This window comes from Streptococcus sp. 596553 (assembly GCF_900411395.1).
In the GTDB taxonomy this organism is placed as follows: domain Bacteria; phylum Bacillota; class Bacilli; order Lactobacillales; family Streptococcaceae; genus Streptococcus; species Streptococcus mitis_BA.
The window spans coordinates 77,843-94,016 of sequence record NZ_OXCQ01000008.1; the positions used below are offsets into that span (position 1 = coordinate 77,843).

The following is a 16,174-nucleotide window of genomic DNA, read 5'->3' on the forward strand; positions in this document are numbered from 1 at the left end:
AAGTAGTAGAATAGTAATAAGATACTGGAGGAAAGAGAGTAGGAAATGTACCGTTATCAAATTGGCATTCCCGCATTAGAATATGATCAGTTTGTCAAAGACCATGAATTAGCCAATGTATTACAAAGTAGTGCTTGGGAAGAAGTGAAGTCTGATTGGCAACATGAGAAGTTTGGTGTCTACAGGGAAGAAAAATTACTGGCGACAGCTAGTATTTTGATTAGAACTCTTCCGCTAGGCTATAAAATGTTTTACATCCCAAGAGGGCCTATATTGGATTATGGGGATACAGAACTCTTGAATTTTGTCATTCAGTCTATTAAGTCTTATGCTCGTAGCAAGAGAGCTATTTTTGTGACTTTTGACCCAAGTATTTGCCTGTCTCAAAGTTTAATTAATCAGGAAAAAACAGAATTTCCTGAAAATCTGGCTATTATTGATAGTTTGCAACAAATGGGAGTAAGGTGGTCAGGAAAAACAGAGGAAATGGGAGACACCATTCAACCTCGTATTCAGGCGAAAATATACAAGGAAAATTTTGAAGAAGATAAACTTTCCAAGTCAACAAAACAGGCTATTCGAACAGCACGGAATAAGGGTGTAGAGATTCAATTTGGTGGGACTGAATTATTGGAGTCCTTTTCCTTTTTGATGAAAAAAACCGAGAAGCGGAAAGAGATTCATTTGAGGAATGAAACCTATTATAAAAAGTTGTTAGATAATTTTAAGGACAAGGCCTATATCACCTTGGCCACCTTGGATGTCTCTAAACGTTCGCAAGAATTAGACGAACAGTTGGCGAAAAACAGAGCCTTGGAAGAGACCTTTACTGAGTCAACTCGAACTTCAAAAGTAGAAGCGCAGAAGAAGGAAAAAGAACGTTTGTTAGAGGAATTGACTTTCCTGCAGGAATATATGGATGCAGGTCAAGCAAGAGTTCCTTTAGCGGCTACCTTGACTTTAGAATTCGGACAAACGTCTGTCAATCTATATGCTGGTATGGATGATGATTTTAAACGTTACAATGCACCAATTTTAACTTGGTATGAAACAGCTCGCTATGCCTTTGAGCGAGGTATGGTCTGGCAAAATTTAGGTGGTGTTGAAAACTCTCTCAATGGTGGACTTTATCATTTTAAGGAAAAATTTAATCCAACGATTGAAGAATACTTGGGTGAATTTACAATACCTACCCATCCTCTCTATCCTCTGTTAAGACTTGCTCTTGATTTCCGTAAAACATTAAGAAAAAAACATAGAAAGTAAGTATATGGCACTAATTACACTCACGAAAGAAGAGTTTCAGGCTTATTCTGATCAGGTTTCTTCTCGTTCCTTTATGCAATCGGTTCAGATGGGGGATTTGCTAGAAAAAAGAGGGGCTCGAATTGTTTATCTTGCTTTGAAACAAGAAGGAGAGATTCAAGTTGCAGCTCTGGTTTATAGCTTGCCCATGCTGGGTGGTCTGCATATGGAGATCAATTCGGGGCCGATTTATACCCAACAAGATGCACTTCCAGTTTTTTATGCGGAGTTAAAAGAATATGCCAAGCAAAATGGTGTATTAGAGTTGCTTGTAAAACCTTATGAAACTTATCAAACTTTTGATAGCCAAGGTAATCCAATAGATGCTGAGAAAAAAAATATCATTCATGGTTTAACTGATTTAGGTTATCAATTTGATGGCTTGACGACAGGTTATCCAGGTGGAGAGCCGGATTGGTTATACTATAAAGATTTGACTGAATTAACTGAAAAGAATTTGCTTAAAAGTTTTAGCAAAAAGGGTAAACCCTTGGTGAAAAAGGCTGAAACGTTTGGCATTCGGTTGAAAAAGTTACAACGTGAAGAACTATCGATTTTTAAGAATATAACAAAAGAAACCTCTGAACGTAGAGAATACAGTGATAAAAGTTTAGAATATTATGAGCACTTTTATGATTCATTTGGAGAACAAGCTGAGTTTCTCATAGCAACCTTGAATTTTTCGGAATATATGAACAAATTACAAGGTGAGCAAAGTAAACTAGAAGAAATCCTGGACAAGTTGCGACTTGATTTGAGTAAAAATCCTCATTCTGAGAAAAAACAAAATCAACTGAGAGAATATTCTAGTCAATTTGAAACGTTTGAAGTTCGAAAAGCAGAAGCGCGAGACTTGATTGAAAAATATGGAGAAGAAGATATTGTTTTAGCCGGGAGTTTATTTGTTTATATGCCTCAGGAAACGACTTATCTCTTTAGTGGTTCTTACACTGAGTTTAATAAGTTCTATGCCCCTGCACTGCTTCAAAAATATGTTATGTTGGAAAGCATAAAACGTGGAATACCTAAATACAACTTCCTAGGCATTCAAGGGATTTTTGATGGTAGTGATGGTGTTTTGCGTTTTAAACAGAATTTTAATGGCTATATTGTACGTAAATCAGGAACTTTCCGTTATCATCCATCATCTTTAAAATACAAAGCTATTCAGTTATTCAAAAAAATATTAGGACGTTAAGATGAAAAAGTCAGTATTTAGTTTTCTTTCAGCTTGTTTTAGTAAAATAGACTTTATTTGCTAGAAAGGTGGAGAGACATGCGCTGGCTTTTTCGTTTGATAGGGGCTTTCTTTTATTTTATTTGGCGTTTGTTTTGGCGTCTGGTTTGGATTGTTTTGCTTTTATGTACTCTTGCTTTTGGATTTCTCTGGTATCTGAACGGGGATTTTCAAGGGGCGCTGAAGCAAGCAGAACGGTCAGTAAAAATTGGTCAACAAAGTATCGACCAATGGGAAAGAACAGGGCAACTGCCTAAGTTGAACCAGACAGATAGCCACCAGCATTCTGAAGGAAGATGGCCACAGGCTTCTGCTCGTATTTACCTGGATCCGCAGATGGATTCACGCTTTCAAGAGGCATATTTAGAAGCAATTCAGAACTGGAATCAAACTGGTGCCTTTCATTTTGAACTTGTGACTGAGTCCAGCAAGGCAGATATCTTGGCTACGGAGATGAATGACGGAGGTACTCCTGTGGCAGGAGAGGCGGAAAGTCAGACCAATCTCTTGACGGGGCAATTCTTGTCTGTAACGGTGCGGTTGAATCATTATTATTTGTCCAATCCTAACTATGGCTATTCCTTTGAGCGTATCGTCCATACGGCAGAACATGAGTTGGGGCATGCAATTGGCTTGGACCATACAGATGAGAAGTCTGTGATGCAACCTGCAGGTTCCTTTTATGGTATCCAGGAAGAGGATGTTGAAAGACTTCGAAAATTATATGAGACCAATGAGTAGGGGACTATCTTTCCCTACTTTTTTGTTATAATGGAATTATGAACAACTTGATTAAATCAAAACTAGAGCTCTTGCCTACCAGCCCTGGTTGCTACATTCACAAGGATAAAAACGGCACCATTATCTATGTAGGAAAGGCTAAAAATCTGCGTAACCGCGTGAGGTCTTATTTCCATGGAAGTCATGATACTAAGACAGAGGCTCTGGTGTCTGAAATTGTGGATTTTGAATTTATCGTTACTGAGTCTAATATTGAGGCACTTCTCCTAGAAATTAATCTGATCAAGGAAAATAAGCCTAAATACAATATCATGCTTAAGGATGATAAGTCTTATCCTTTCATCAAAATCACCAATGAGCGCTATCCTCGTTTAATTATCACCCGTCAGGTCAAGAAGGACGGCGGTCTCTACTTTGGACCTTACCCAGATGTGGGGGCAGCCAATGAAATCAAGCGGCTGCTGGATCGAATTTTCCCTTTTAGAAAGTGTACGAATCCACCGTCTAAGGTTTGTTTTTACTACCATATCGGTCAATGTATGGCCCACACTATCTGTAAGAAGGATGAGGCCTACTTCAAGTCTATAGCTCAGGAGGTTTCTGACTTCTTAAAAGGACAGGATGACAAAATCATCGATGACCTCAAGGGCAAGATGGCATCCGCAGCACAAAGTATGGAGTTTGAACGTGCAGCAGAATACCGTGACCTGATTCAGGCCATTGGAACGCTTCGAACCAAGCAACGGGTCATGGCTAAGGATCTCCAAAATCGGGATGTCTTTGGCTACTATGTGGACAAGGGATGGATGTGTGTTCAGGTTTTCTTTGTTCGTCAGGGCAAGCTTATTGAGCGCGATGTCAATCTTTTTCCCTACTACAACGATCCGGATGAGGACTTTCTCACCTATGTAGGACAATTCTATCAAGAAAAATCCCACCTGGTTCCCAATGAGGTACTGATTCCGCAGGATATTGACGAAGAAGCCGTTAAAGCCTTGGTGGATTCCAAGATTCTCAAACCCCAGCGTGGAGAGAAAAAACAGCTGGTCAATTTGGCTATAAAGAATGCTCGGGTCAGTCTAGAGCAGAAATTTAATCTGCTAGAGAAATCTGTCGAAAAGACCCAAGGGGCTATTGAAAATCTGGGACGTTTGCTCCAAATCCCGACACCGGTTCTCATCGAGTCCTTCGATAACTCCAATATCATGGGAACTAGCCCTGTTTCAGCCATGGTTGTCTTTGTCAATGGTAAACCAAGTAAAAAAGATTATCGTAAGTATAAAATCAAGACTGTCGTCGGACCAGACGACTATGCCAGTATGAGAGAGGTCATTCGCAGACGCTATGGTCGAGTACAGCGTGACGGTTTGACTCCTCCAGATTTGATTGTCATTGATGGGGGACAAGGTCAAGTCAATATCGCCAAGCAAGTCATCCAAGAGGAACTGGGTTTGGATATTCCCATTGCAGGTTTGCAAAAGAATGACAAGCACCAAACCCATGAATTGCTCTTCGGTGATCCACTTGAGGTGGTAGAGTTGTCTCGCAATTCTCAGGAATTTTTCCTCCTTCAGCGCATCCAAGATGAGGTACACCGCTTTGCTATCACTTTCCATCGCCAACTGCGCTCCAAAAATTCCTTTTCATCACAACTGGATGGAATTGAAGGTCTGGGACCTAAACGCAAGCAGAATCTCATGAAGCATTTTAAGTCTTTGACCAAAATCAAGGAAGCCAGTGTGGATGAGATTGTCGAAGTTGGAGTACCTAGAGCGGTCGCAGAAGCAGTGCAGAGGAAGTTGAACCCGCAGGAAACAGAAACCTTGCCTCAAGTGGCGGAAGAAAAAGTAGATTACCAAACGGAAGAAAACCACAATGAACCATAAAATCGCAATTTTATCAGATATTCATGGCAATGCGACAGCGCTAGAAGCAGTGATTGCAGATGCTAAAAATCAAGGAGTCAGTGAATACTGGCTTCTGGGAGATATTTTTCTTCCTGGTCCAGGCGCAAATGACTTGGTCGCCCTGCTAAAGGCCCTTCCTATCACAGCTAGTGTTCGAGGCAATTGGGATGATTGTGTCCTTGAGGCTTTAGATGGGCAATATGGCTTAGAAGACCCACAGGAAGTCCAGCTCATGCGAATGACCCAGTTTTTGATGGAGCGAATGAATCCTGCAACGATTGTCTGGCTACGAAGCTTGCCTTTGCTGGAAAAGAAAGAAGTTGAAGGATTGCGCTTTTCTATCTCTCATAATTTGCCAAATAAGAACTATGGTGGTGACTTGCTAGTTGAGAATGATACAGAGAAATTTGACCAACTCCTAGATGATGAAGTTGACGTGGCAGTCTATGGTCATGTCCACAAGCAGTTGCTTCGTTATGGCAGTCAAGGGCAACAAATCATCAATCCAGGGTCGATTGGCATGCCCTATTTTAACTGGGAGGCGTTAAAAAATCACCGTGCCCAGTATGTCGTGATAGAGGTTGAAGATGGGGAATTGGTAAATATCCTATTTCGTAAAGTCGCTTATGATTACGAGGCTGAGTTAGAATTGGCCAAGTCCAAGGGCCTGCCTTTTATTGAAATGTATGAAGAGCTACGTCGTGAAGATAACTATCAGGGGCACAATCTGGAACTCTTAGCAAGCTTAATAGAAAAGCATGGATATGTAGAGGATGTGAAGGATTATTTTGATTTTTTGTAAGAGTTTCCTAAAATAACCAATGCAAACTAAAAAAGCGATTGGCTGGTCCAATCGCTTTTATATATCTTATTGTAACTGAGATTTATCTGGGAGGTAAGAGCCACCTAGATAGGTATTGCTAAGTTTTTCAAGTGTTCCGTCTTGATAGAGTTCTTTGAGCGCTTTATCAAATTTCTCTTTAAACTTCTTTTGGTCGCTTGAGAAAACGATATAGTTGCTGGGGCTATCGGCAGAAGGTAAATCAACGACTGAGAGATCTAAGCCACGGTCCTTGATAATCTTTTGAACCGATACCTTGTCAAAGACTAGGAAATCAAATTCACCGTTAGAGAGGTCTAGGATTCGTTTACCGATATCCTCACCAGAAAAATCGATAGTAGCGGGATTGTCGGTGTGTTTTTGATTCCAGTTATTGATGAATTGAGCATTTGAAGTTCCAGTATCCTCCTGCGTTGTTTTACCAGCGATTTGGTCAAGTGAAGTCAGAGGCTTTTTCTTGTTGCTGACAAGGACGAGGGGGTTGTTCGAAATTGGAAGTGAGTAAAGGTATTTTTCAGCACGCTCTTTTGTGTAACTCAAGTTATTGGCTGCAGCCTGATAGTGACCAGAATCAAGTCCTGGGAAGATACTCTCCCAAGCAGTTCTTTGGAATTGAATCTCATAGTCGCTGAGTTTTTCATCTACTGCTTTTAGAACTTCGATGTCGAAGCCTGTCAGATTTCCCTTATCTTCGTAATCAAATGGCGGCACATCGCCAGCTGTAGCAACGATGATTGTCTTTTGAGAGCTGGTCTCTTTAGGTATGGCTTGATTTCCACAGGCAACCAAAAATGGTAGGATGGCTAATAATAGGCTAAATTTTTTCATAATATCTCCATTCAAATGTAAAGTACTTGCTAGTTTATCAGAAACTTTCTTGATGAACCAATATATATTTTTTATGACTGTAATAAAAAATCTTAATCATGAAAAATCTCTGCAAGCTCTTTCAAATTATGGTAGAATGGAAGCAGTAGAATTAGAAAAGGAAATCGATTATGAAATTTCTTGAATTAAATAAAAAACGTCATGCGACTAAGCATTTCACTGATAAGCCAGTGGATCCAAAAGATGTGCGTACGGCTATCGAAATTGCAACCTTGGCACCAAGTTCCCACAACAGCCAGCCATGGAAATTTGTAGTGGTGCGTGAGAAAAATGCCGAACTAGCAAAATTGGCTTACGGTTCAAACTTTGAACAGGTATCATCAGCGCCTGTAACTATTGCCTTGTTTACAGACACAGATTTGGCTAAACGTGCTCGTAAGATTGCCCGAGTTGGTGGTGCTAATAACTTTTCTGAAGAGCAACTTCAATATTTTATGAAGAATTTGCCTGCTGAATTTGCCCGTTACAATGAACAACAAGTCAGCGACTATCTAGCCCTCAATGCAGGTTTGGTTGCTATGAACTTGGTTCTCGCTCTTACAGACCAAGGAATCGGATCAAATCTTATTCTTGGTTTTGACAAATCAAAAGTCAATGAAGTTTTGGATATCGAAGACCGCTTCCGCCCAGAACTTTTGATTACAGTGGGATACACAGACGAAAAATTGGAACCAAGTTACCGCTTGCCAGTAGATGAAATCATCGAGAAAAGACAGAAAGAAGAAAAAAATGACAGCAATTGATTTTACAGCAGAAGTAGAAAAACGCAAAGAAGACCTCTTGGCTGACTTGTTTAGCCTTTTAGAAATCAACTCAGAACGAGATGACAGCAAGGTTGATGCTGAGCATCCATTTGGACCTGGTCCAGTAAAAGCCTTGGAAAAATTCCTTGAAATCGCAGACCGTGATGGCTACCCAACTAAAAATGTTGACAACTATGCAGGACATTTTGAGTTTGGTGATGGAGAAGAAGTTCTCGGAATCTTTGCCCACATGGACGTGGTACCAGCTGGTAGCGGTTGGGACACAGACCCTTACACACCGACTATCAAAGACGGTCGCCTTTATGCGCGTGGGGCGTCGGACGACAAGGGTCCTACAACAGCTTGTTACTATGGCTTGAAAATCATCAAAGAATTGGGCCTTCCAACTTCTAAAAAAGTTCGCTTCATCGTCGGAACAGACGAAGAATCAGGCTGGGCAGATATGGACTACTACTTCGAGCACGTAGGACTTGCGAAACCAGACTTCGGTTTCTCTCCAGACGCTGAATTCCCTATCATCAATGGTGAAAAAGGAAATATCACGGAATATCTCCACTTTGCAGGTGAAAATGCAGGTGTTGCCCGTCTTCACAGCTTCACAGGTGGTTTGCGTGAAAACATGGTACCAGAATCAGCAACAGCAGTTGTTTCAGGTGACTTAGCTGACTTGCAAGCTAAACTAGATGCTTTTGTTGCAGAACACAAACTTAGAGGAGAACTCCAAGAAGAAGCTGGCCAATACAAGGTGACGATTATTGGTAAATCAGCCCACGGTGCTATGCCTGCTTCAGGTGTCAATGGTGCGACTTACCTAGCCCTCTTCCTTAGCCAGTTTGACTTTGCTGGTCCAGCTAAAGACTACCTTGACATCGCTGGTAAAATTCTCTTGAACGACCATGAGGGTGAAAGTCTCAAGATTGCCCATGTGGACGAAAAGATGGGCGCCCTTTCTATGAATGCCGGTGTCTTCCGCTTTGACGAAACAAGCGCTGACAATACCATTGCCCTCAACATCCGCTATCCAAAAGGAACAAGTCCTGAGCAAATCAAGTCAATTCTTGAAAACTTGCCAGTTGCTTCTGTTAGCCTTTCTGAACACGGTCACACGCCTCACTATGTACCAATGGAAGATCCACTTGTTCAAACCTTGTTGAATGTTTATGAAAAACAAACTGGTCTACAAGGTCATGAACAAGTTATTGGTGGTGGAACCTTTGGTCGCTTGCTTGAACGTGGGGTTGCCTACGGTGCTATGTTCCCAGACTCAATTGACACCATGCACCAAGCTAATGAATTTATCGCCTTGGACGATCTTTTCCGAGCAGCAGCAATCTATGCCGAAGCTATTTATGAATTGATCAAATAAAACGATAGAAGTCTGAGATTGTATGCTTAGACTTCTTTTTGGAGGAAAAGTAGATGTCCCAAATCGAAAGAATCAAGCAGGCTATCATGGCGGATCCGCAGAATGCCACCTATACAGAGCGTGGCATCGAGCCTCTCTTTGCAGCACCAAAGACTGCTCGCATCAATATCATCGGTCAAGCGCCTGGTCTTAAAACCCAAAAAGCAGGCCTTTACTGGAAGGACAAAAGTGGTGACCGCCTGAGAAACTGGCTAGGTGTGGATGAAGATACCTTTTACGATTCAGGATATTTTGCTGTTTTGCCTATGGATTTCTACTTTCCTGGGCATGGCAAGTCAGGTGACCTGCCACCTCGAGCTGGCTTTGCCGAAAAATGGCATCCGCAGCTCTTGCAAGAATTACCAGATATTCAATTGACCCTCTTGATTGGGCAATATGCCCAGACCTACTATTTAAAGGAGAAAATCAGTGGCAAGGTAACAGAACGGGTAAAACATTATCAGAATTACTTGCCAACCTATTTTCCTTTAGTTCATCCCTCGCCTAGAAATCAAATCTGGATGGCCAAAAATCCTTGGTTTGAGGCAGAAGTGGTGCCAGATTTGAAAAAAAGAATTAAAACTATTTTAGGAGAAAAAGAATGAAAGAAATAACCTTTGACGCATTTTGCCAGCTTTACCAAAACGACCAACTTTCTCTAGTGGACGTGAGAGAAATGGATGAGTTTGAAGCTCTTCATTTAGAAGGTGCTCAGAATTTTCCTCTCAGTCAATTAGCTGATACCTTTGATCAGTTGGACAAGGACCAGTTACATTATGTTATTTGCAAATCTGGAATGAGATCGGCGCGTGCTTGCCAATTCTTATCAGAACAAGGTTATAAGGTTATCAATGTCCAAGGTGGTATGACTGCCTTTGAAGAACTTTAAAATTTTGCATTTCTCCTACTTGGTGTGGACTGGGTAGGAGAATTTTATTTTTAGACAATTCTCATTTTTGAGAATCTTGAAAACATTCAATATTTACTTCGTGAAGCTTTTTTCATACTCCTATTCATGATATACTAGGTCAGTATTTTATAAATATGAAGGAGATTTTCATGGCTAAAAAAGGTGCCTTAACAGGTTTGCTCCTGTTTGGAATATTTTTTGGTGCGGGGAACTTGATTTTTCCGCCTTCTCTAGGTGCTCTATCTGGAGAACATTTTCTTCCTGCCATCGCAGGTTTTGTCTTTTCAGGTGTCGGTATCGCCGTCTTGACTCTGATTATTGGAACGTTAAATCCTAAAGGATATATCTACGAGATTTCAACAAAGATAGCGCCTTGGTTTGCGACTCTTTACCTCTCAGTTCTTTACTTGTCAATTGGCCCATTCTTTGCTATCCCACGTACTGCTACAACAGCTTACGAAGTAGGGATTAGCCCCCTTTTGTCGGATGCAAATAAAGGACTTGGCTTGATTGTATTTACGGTTCTGTATTTTGCGGCAGCCTATTTGATTTCGCTTAATCCATCAAAAATCTTAGACCGTATCGGCCGTATTTTAACACCAGTTTTTGCGATTTTGATTGTTATCTTGGTTGTTCTGGGAGCTTTCAAATACGGTGGAACAAGTCCTCAAGCTGCGTCAGCCGCTTATCAAGCTTCTGCCTTTGGTACAGGTTTCCTAGAAGGTTACAATACCTTGGACGCCCTTGCTTCAGTTGCCTTTAGCGTAATCGCAGTTCAAACCTTGAAACAACTTGGATTTTCAAGCAAGAAAGAATACATTTCAACTATTTGGGTTGTTGGTATCGTTGTTGCCCTTGCCTTTAGTGCTCTTTATATCGGTTTAGGTTTCCTTGGAAATCATTTCCCAGTACCAGCTGAAGCGATGAAAGGTGGAACACCTGGTGTTTACATCTTGTCACAAGCTACTCAAGAAATATTTGGCTCAACAGCTCAACTCTTCCTTGCAGCTATGGTTACTGTAACCTGCTTCACAACAACAGTTGGTCTGATTGTGTCAACAGCTGAGTTCTTTAATGAGCGTTTCCCACAAATCAGCTACAAGGTTTATGCGACAGCCTTTACCTTGATTGGATTTGCCATTGCTAATTTAGGTCTTGATGCGATTATCAAGTACTCAATTCCAGTACTGGTTATCTTGTACCCAATCACGATTGCCATCGTTATGATTGTCATTGTCAATAAATTTGTAGCTCTTTCAAAACCAGGTATGCAGTTGACAATTGCTGTGGTTACAGCTATTGCTATTGCAAGCGTACTAGGAAGCTCGTTTAAGGTTGAGTTTCTTGCAAACCTTGTCAACGCTCTTCCTTTTGCCAAGGCCTCTCTCCCATGGTTGGTGCCAGCCATTGTCGGAATCTTGCTCTCATTGGTTCTACCAAATAAGCAAGAAAGTGATGTTTTTGAAATGGAATAATCACTAATACTCTTCGAAAATCTCTTCAAACCGCGTCAACGTCGCCTTGTCGTATGTATAGGATACTGACTACGTCAGTTCCATCTACAACCTCAAAACAGTGTTTTGAGCAACCTGCGGCTAGTTTCCTAGTTTGCTCTTTGATTTTCATTGAGTATAAAATCACTTTTGTAGCCAAGTCTACAGGAGTGATTTTCTTTTTTTATCCGATGATAAATGTGTTATAATAGGTAGCAAAAGAGGTGAAGAAATGAATCAAACAGTAGAATATATCAAAGAACTAACAGCCATCGCATCGCCAACAGGCTTCACTCGGGAGATTTCGGACTATTTAGTCAAGACTCTAGAAGGTTTTGGTTACCAACCGGTTCGCACAGCCAAAGGCGGTGTCAATGTGACCATTAAAGGTCAAAATGATGAAGAGCATCGCTATGTGACTGCTCATGTAGATACGCTGGGGGCCATTGTTCGTGCTGTCAAACCAGACGGCCGTCTCAAATTGGATCGTATCGGTGGCTTTCCTTGGAACATGATTGAAGGTGAAAACTGTACCGTTCATGTGGCTAGCACAGGTCAAAAAGTATCAGGAACCATCCTCATCCACCAAACTTCTTGCCATGTCTACAAGGATGCAGGAACTGCAGAACGTACCCAGGACAATATGGAAGTGCGTTTGGACGCCAAAGTAACCAATGAAAAAGAAACTCGTGCCTTGGGGATTGAGGTCGGTGATTTTATCAGTTTTGATCCACGAACTGTCGTGACAGAGACAGGTTTTATCAAGTCTCGTCATTTGGATGACAAGGTCAGCGCAGCGATTTTGCTTAACCTGCTTCGTATTTATATGGAAGAGAAGATTGAGTTGCCAGTAACAACCCATTTTGCCTTTTCAGTCTTTGAAGAAGTGGGGCATGGTGCTAATTCTAATATTCCTGCTCAAGTAGTCGAATATCTGGCTGTGGATATGGGAGCTATGGGTGATGACCAGCAGACAGACGAATATACAGTGTCTATTTGTGTCAAGGATGCTTCAGGGCCTTATCACTATGACTTCCGTCAACACTTGGTTGCCTTGGCGAAAGAGCAAGATATTCCATTCAAGCTGGATATCTATCCATTTTATGGTTCGGACGCTTCAGCGGCTATGTCTGCAGGTGCAGAAGTTAAACACGCTCTTCTTGGTGCGGGTATCGAGTCTAGTCATTCTTATGAGCGTACTCATATTGACTCGGTGGTCGCAACAGAGCGTATGGTTGATGCTTATCTTAAGAGTGGGTTGGTAGACTAATATGTGCCTGATTTGCCAGAGAATTGACCTCATCAAGAAGGAAGAAAATCCTTACTTTGTCAAAGAGTTGGAAACAGGCTATCTTGTGATTGGAGACCACCAGTATTTTGCAGGATATAGTCTTTTTCTAGCTAAGGAACACGTTACCGAATTGCACCATTTGAAAAAGGAGACAAGACTCCGTTTTCTAGAAGAAATGAGTTTAGTCCAAGAGGCAGTTGCCAAGGCCTTTGCTGCTGAGAAAATGAATATCGAACTACTAGGAAATGGCGATGCTCATCTCCACTGGCATCTGTTTCCTAGACGGACAGGTGATATGAATGACCACGGTCTTAAAGGTCGTGGACCAGTTTGGTGGGTTCCTTTTGAAGAAATGACAGCAGAAACATACCAAGTAAAAACGGATGAGATTAAAAGATTAGTCGAATGTTTATCGTCAGAAGTAGATAACCTATTAGAAATAAAGGAGTAGAAATGAAAAAAAGATACCTTATCTTGACAGCCTTGCTAGCCTTGAGTCTAGCAGCTTGTTCACAAGAAAAAGCAAAAAATGAAGATGGAGCAGCTAAAACAGAACAAACTGCTAAAGCTGATGGAACAGTTGGAAGTAAGTCTCAAGGAGCTGCCCAGAAAAAAGCAGAAGTGGTCAATAAAGGTGATTACTACAGCATCCAAGGCAAATACGATGAAATCATCGTAGCCAATAAACACTATCCATTGTCAAAAGACTACAATCCAGGGGAAAATCCAACAGCCAAGGCTGAGTTGGTCAAGCTCATCAAAGCTATGCAAGAGGCAGGTTTCCCAATCAGCGATCATTACAGTGGCTTTAGAAGTTATGAAACTCAGACCAAACTCTATCAAGATTATGTCAATCAAGATGGAAAAGAAGCTGCCGACCGTTATTCTGCTCGACCTGGCTATAGTGAACACCAAACTGGCTTGGCCTTTGATGTGATTGGGACTGATGGTGATTTGGTGACAGAAGAAAAAGCAGCCCAATGGCTTTTGGACCATGCAGCTGACTATGGCTTTGTTGTCCGTTATCTCAAAGGTAAGGAAAAGGAAACAGGCTATATGGCTGAGGAATGGCACTTGCGTTATGTAGGAAAAGAAGCTAAAGAAATTGCTGAGAGTGGTCTTAGTTTGGAAGAATACTATGGCTTTGAAGGCGGAGATTACGTCGATTAAAAAATAAACTTTTCTCTTGCAATTCCAGATAAATAGTGTATAATAGATAGGTATGTAAAAAGCATACTTGTGGGAGGTAAAAATCTCTAATTACCGCCAAAACCACAAAGGAGGATTTAAAAATGGCTAAAAAAGTCGAAAAACTTGTAAAATTGCAAATCCCTGCTGGTAAAGCTACACCAGCTCCACCGGTTGGACCTGCTCTTGGTCAAGCTGGTATCAACATCATGGGATTCACAAAAGAGTTCAACGCTCGTACAGCTGACCAAGCTGGTATGATCATTCCAGTTGTTATCTCAGTTTACGAAGATAAATCATTTACTTTCATCACTAAAACACCACCAGCTGCTGTTCTTTTGAAAAAAGCTGCAGGTGTTGAAAAAGGATCAGGTACACCTAACAAAACTAAAGTTGCTACAGTTACTCGTGCACAAGTACAAGAAATTGCAGAAACTAAGATGCCAGATTTGAACGCAGCAAACGTAGAGTCTGCAATGCGTATGATCGAAGGTACTGCTCGTTCTATGGGATTCACTGTTGTTGACTAATCAATAACACAGTAGAAAATCTCACAGCAGTCTATTAGTTGCTTTTCATACTAGGCAAGTGACTGAAGCTTGTACTTGGGTACAGCAAGGGAGCTTAACGAAGTAGGAAAAGAAAAATAATAGACTGAAAACCCGCAAGACTTCATCATTTCGAGGAGTGACGTGGGAGATGAAAATCGATTGAACCACTTACAAGGAGAATAGAAAATGGCTAAAAAAAGCAAACAACTTCGTGCTGCTCTTGAGAAAATCGACAGCACAAAAGCATACAGCGTAGAAGAAGCTGTAGCACTTGCAAAAGAAACTAACTTTGCAAAATTTGACGCAACTGTAGAAGTTGCTTACAACTTGAACATCGACGTTAAAAAAGCTGACCAACAAATCCGTGGAGCAATGGTATTGCCAAACGGTACTGGTAAAACTTCACGCGTTCTTGTTTTTGCACGTGGTGCAAAAGCTGAAGAAGCAAAAGCTGCTGGTGCAGACTTTGTTGGTGAAGATGACCTTGTTGCTAAAATCAACGACGGTTGGTTGGACTTCGACGTAGTTATCGCTACACCTGACATGATGGCTCTTGTTGGACGTCTTGGACGTGTCCTTGGACCACGTAACTTGATGCCAAACCCTAAAACTGGTACTGTAACAATGGATATTGCTAAAGCAGTTGAAGAGTCTAAAGGTGGTAAAATCACTTACCGTGCTGACCGTGCAGGTAACGTTCAAGCAATCATCGGTAAAGTATCATTTGAAGCTGAAAAATTGGTTGAAAACTTCAAAGCTTTCAACGAAACAATCCAAAAAGCAAAACCAGCTACAGCTAAAGGAACTTACGTAACAAACTTGACTATCACAACTACTCAAGGTGTTGGTATCAAAGTTGACGTAAACTCACTTTAATCAGTAGTTAATCTAATGTAAAAAAGTTGAAGACGCTATGTCTCAACTTTTTTTGATTTCAAAATATCTTCTTGTAAGGTAATACTCAATGAAAATCAAAGAGCAAACTAGGAAGCTAGCCGCAGGCTGTACTTGAGTACGGCAAGGTGAAGCTGACGTGGTTTGAAGAGATTTTCGAAGAGTATAAATTTAAGTTACTGCTGTTATTCTTAGGGTCCCGTGTTTCAATACAATACTCTTTAAGCGTATGTAAATTGGTTTTATACTAAAGCATTGATCATCGTTAATGAAAAATAGAAAAATCTCTAATAAAATTAAAAAACACTCATTCAAACTCAATAATTACCAGTTATAATACTTGAATGCTACAAATATAAATGCTATAATGAATTTAAGTGTGTACAATTATTTAGCAATCTTTTTTAAGATATTCTCCTCTTAATATTACTAAAAAATTTAAGGGGGGGCTTTTTATTTGCCCCAATGCTTTAAATCAACACGAGTAAAATAAATCAAGGAGGTTGAATCTCATGAAGAGAGGTCAACAAGATTTTAGAACTGAAAGATACCTTCGGTATGGTATTCGTAAGTATAGTTTTGGGGCAGCATCAGTGGCAATTGCGGCTGGTTTGATGTTTCTTGGAGCTGGTGCGGTATCAGCAACAGAAGTAGAAGGAGTTAATGAACTATCTTCAACAGCTACTCCAACACCGACCATAGGCGATGAGGGGGCTAATCAAGGTTCTAACTCATCTAAACCCACTACTTATGACGCAG

Annotated in this window: 18 protein-coding genes; 16 read left to right on the top strand and 2 right to left on the bottom strand. The window is 40.9% G+C overall.

The features are described 5' to 3' along the window. The first annotated feature begins 45 nt into the window (after positions 1-45). The 5 genes from murM (at position 46) to DSY56_RS08520 (ending at position 5,992) form a co-directional block, all read left to right on the top strand. Positions 46-1,266 (top strand): peptidoglycan bridge formation alanyltransferase MurM, encoded by a 1,221-nt coding sequence (gene murM, locus DSY56_RS08500; RefSeq protein WP_112445078.1) that lies wholly within the window; start codon positions 46-48, stop codon positions 1,264-1,266. 4 nt (positions 1,267-1,270) lie between these two features. Continuing rightward, entirely contained in the window at positions 1,271-2,503 is a 1,233-nt protein-coding gene (murN, locus tag DSY56_RS08505) for a peptidoglycan bridge formation alanyltransferase MurN (protein ID WP_112445080.1), read from the top strand. Positions 2,504-2,581: 78 nt separating this feature from the next. Further along, on the top strand, positions 2,582-3,283 hold the full coding sequence (locus DSY56_RS08510) for a M57 family metalloprotease (RefSeq protein ID WP_033680574.1): 702 nt from the start codon (positions 2,582-2,584) through the stop codon (positions 3,281-3,283). 38 nt (positions 3,284-3,321) lie between these two features. Next, positions 3,322-5,169, top strand: a complete 1,848-nt coding sequence (gene uvrC / locus DSY56_RS08515; protein ID WP_112445082.1) for an excinuclease ABC subunit UvrC — start codon at positions 3,322-3,324, stop codon at positions 5,167-5,169. Continuing rightward, positions 5,159-5,992, top strand: a complete 834-nt coding sequence (locus tag DSY56_RS08520) for a metallophosphoesterase family protein (protein ID WP_112445084.1) — start codon at positions 5,159-5,161, stop codon at positions 5,990-5,992. The genes uvrC and DSY56_RS08520 overlap by 11 nt, the downstream gene beginning before the upstream one ends. A 66-nt stretch (positions 5,993-6,058) precedes the next feature. Here the strand turns inward: DSY56_RS08520 and DSY56_RS08525 are convergent, their stop codons facing one another. Next, complete coding sequence (locus tag DSY56_RS08525; protein ID WP_112445086.1) at positions 6,059-6,859, bottom strand: amino acid ABC transporter substrate-binding protein; 801 nt, start codon at positions 6,857-6,859, stop codon at positions 6,059-6,061. A gap of 170 nt (positions 6,860-7,029) precedes the next feature. On the opposite strand from DSY56_RS08525, the gene DSY56_RS08535 reads away from it, so the two are divergent. The 5 genes from DSY56_RS08535 (at position 7,030) to brnQ (ending at position 11,473) form a co-directional block, all read left to right on the top strand. Further along, complete coding sequence (locus DSY56_RS08535; protein WP_112445090.1) at positions 7,030-7,662, top strand: nitroreductase family protein; 633 nt, start codon at positions 7,030-7,032, stop codon at positions 7,660-7,662. Further along, on the top strand, positions 7,649-9,049 hold the full coding sequence (pepV, locus tag DSY56_RS08540; RefSeq protein WP_000125062.1) for a dipeptidase PepV: 1,401 nt from the start codon (positions 7,649-7,651) through the stop codon (positions 9,047-9,049). The genes DSY56_RS08535 and pepV overlap by 14 nt, the downstream gene beginning before the upstream one ends. A 53-nt stretch (positions 9,050-9,102) precedes the next feature. Beyond that, positions 9,103-9,693 carry a uracil-DNA glycosylase family protein gene (locus DSY56_RS08545; RefSeq protein WP_000078126.1) on the top strand — a complete coding sequence of 197 codons (591 nt, stop codon included), beginning with the start codon at positions 9,103-9,105 and terminating at the stop codon, positions 9,691-9,693. Further along, a complete protein-coding gene (locus tag DSY56_RS08550; RefSeq protein WP_112445092.1) occupies positions 9,690-9,977 on the top strand; it encodes a rhodanese-like domain-containing protein in 288 nt (95 codons plus the stop codon). The genes DSY56_RS08545 and DSY56_RS08550 overlap by 4 nt, the downstream gene beginning before the upstream one ends. 170 nt (positions 9,978-10,147) lie before the next feature. Beyond that, complete coding sequence (gene brnQ / locus DSY56_RS08555; protein WP_001074581.1) at positions 10,148-11,473, top strand: branched-chain amino acid transport system II carrier protein; 1,326 nt, start codon at positions 10,148-10,150, stop codon at positions 11,471-11,473. Between the two features lie 25 nt (positions 11,474-11,498). Here the strand turns inward: brnQ and DSY56_RS12600 are convergent, their stop codons facing one another. Then, on the bottom strand, positions 11,499-11,624 hold the full coding sequence (locus DSY56_RS12600) for a hypothetical protein (protein WP_268810471.1): 126 nt from the start codon (positions 11,622-11,624) through the stop codon (positions 11,499-11,501). A 99-nt stretch (positions 11,625-11,723) separates the two neighbouring features. Here DSY56_RS12600 and DSY56_RS08560 point away from each other — a divergent pair, with 99 nt between their 5' ends. The 6 genes from DSY56_RS08560 to DSY56_RS08585 form a co-directional block, all read left to right on the top strand. Beyond that, positions 11,724-12,761, top strand: coding sequence for a M42 family metallopeptidase (locus DSY56_RS08560; RefSeq protein WP_112445094.1), 1,038 nt, complete (start codon positions 11,724-11,726; stop codon positions 12,759-12,761). A 1-nt stretch (position 12,762) separates the two neighbouring features. Then, a complete protein-coding gene (locus DSY56_RS08565; RefSeq protein ID WP_112445095.1) occupies positions 12,763-13,233 on the top strand; it encodes an HIT family protein in 471 nt (156 codons plus the stop codon). A 2-nt stretch (positions 13,234-13,235) separates the two neighbouring features. Then, positions 13,236-13,952, top strand: coding sequence for an LD-carboxypeptidase LdcB/DacB (ldcB, locus tag DSY56_RS08570; RefSeq protein ID WP_112445097.1), 717 nt, complete (start codon positions 13,236-13,238; stop codon positions 13,950-13,952). Between the two features lie 122 nt (positions 13,953-14,074). Continuing rightward, positions 14,075-14,500 carry a 50S ribosomal protein L11 gene (gene rplK / locus DSY56_RS08575; RefSeq protein WP_001085807.1) on the top strand — a complete coding sequence of 142 codons (426 nt, stop codon included), beginning with the start codon at positions 14,075-14,077 and terminating at the stop codon, positions 14,498-14,500. A 207-nt stretch (positions 14,501-14,707) separates the two neighbouring features. Next, entirely contained in the window at positions 14,708-15,397 is a 690-nt protein-coding gene (gene rplA / locus DSY56_RS08580; protein WP_061842029.1) for a 50S ribosomal protein L1, read from the top strand. A 530-nt stretch (positions 15,398-15,927) separates the two neighbouring features. Then, the coding region (locus DSY56_RS08585) for a YSIRK-type signal peptide-containing protein (RefSeq protein WP_160109921.1) at positions 15,928-16,174 on the top strand (247 nt) is incomplete at its 3' end.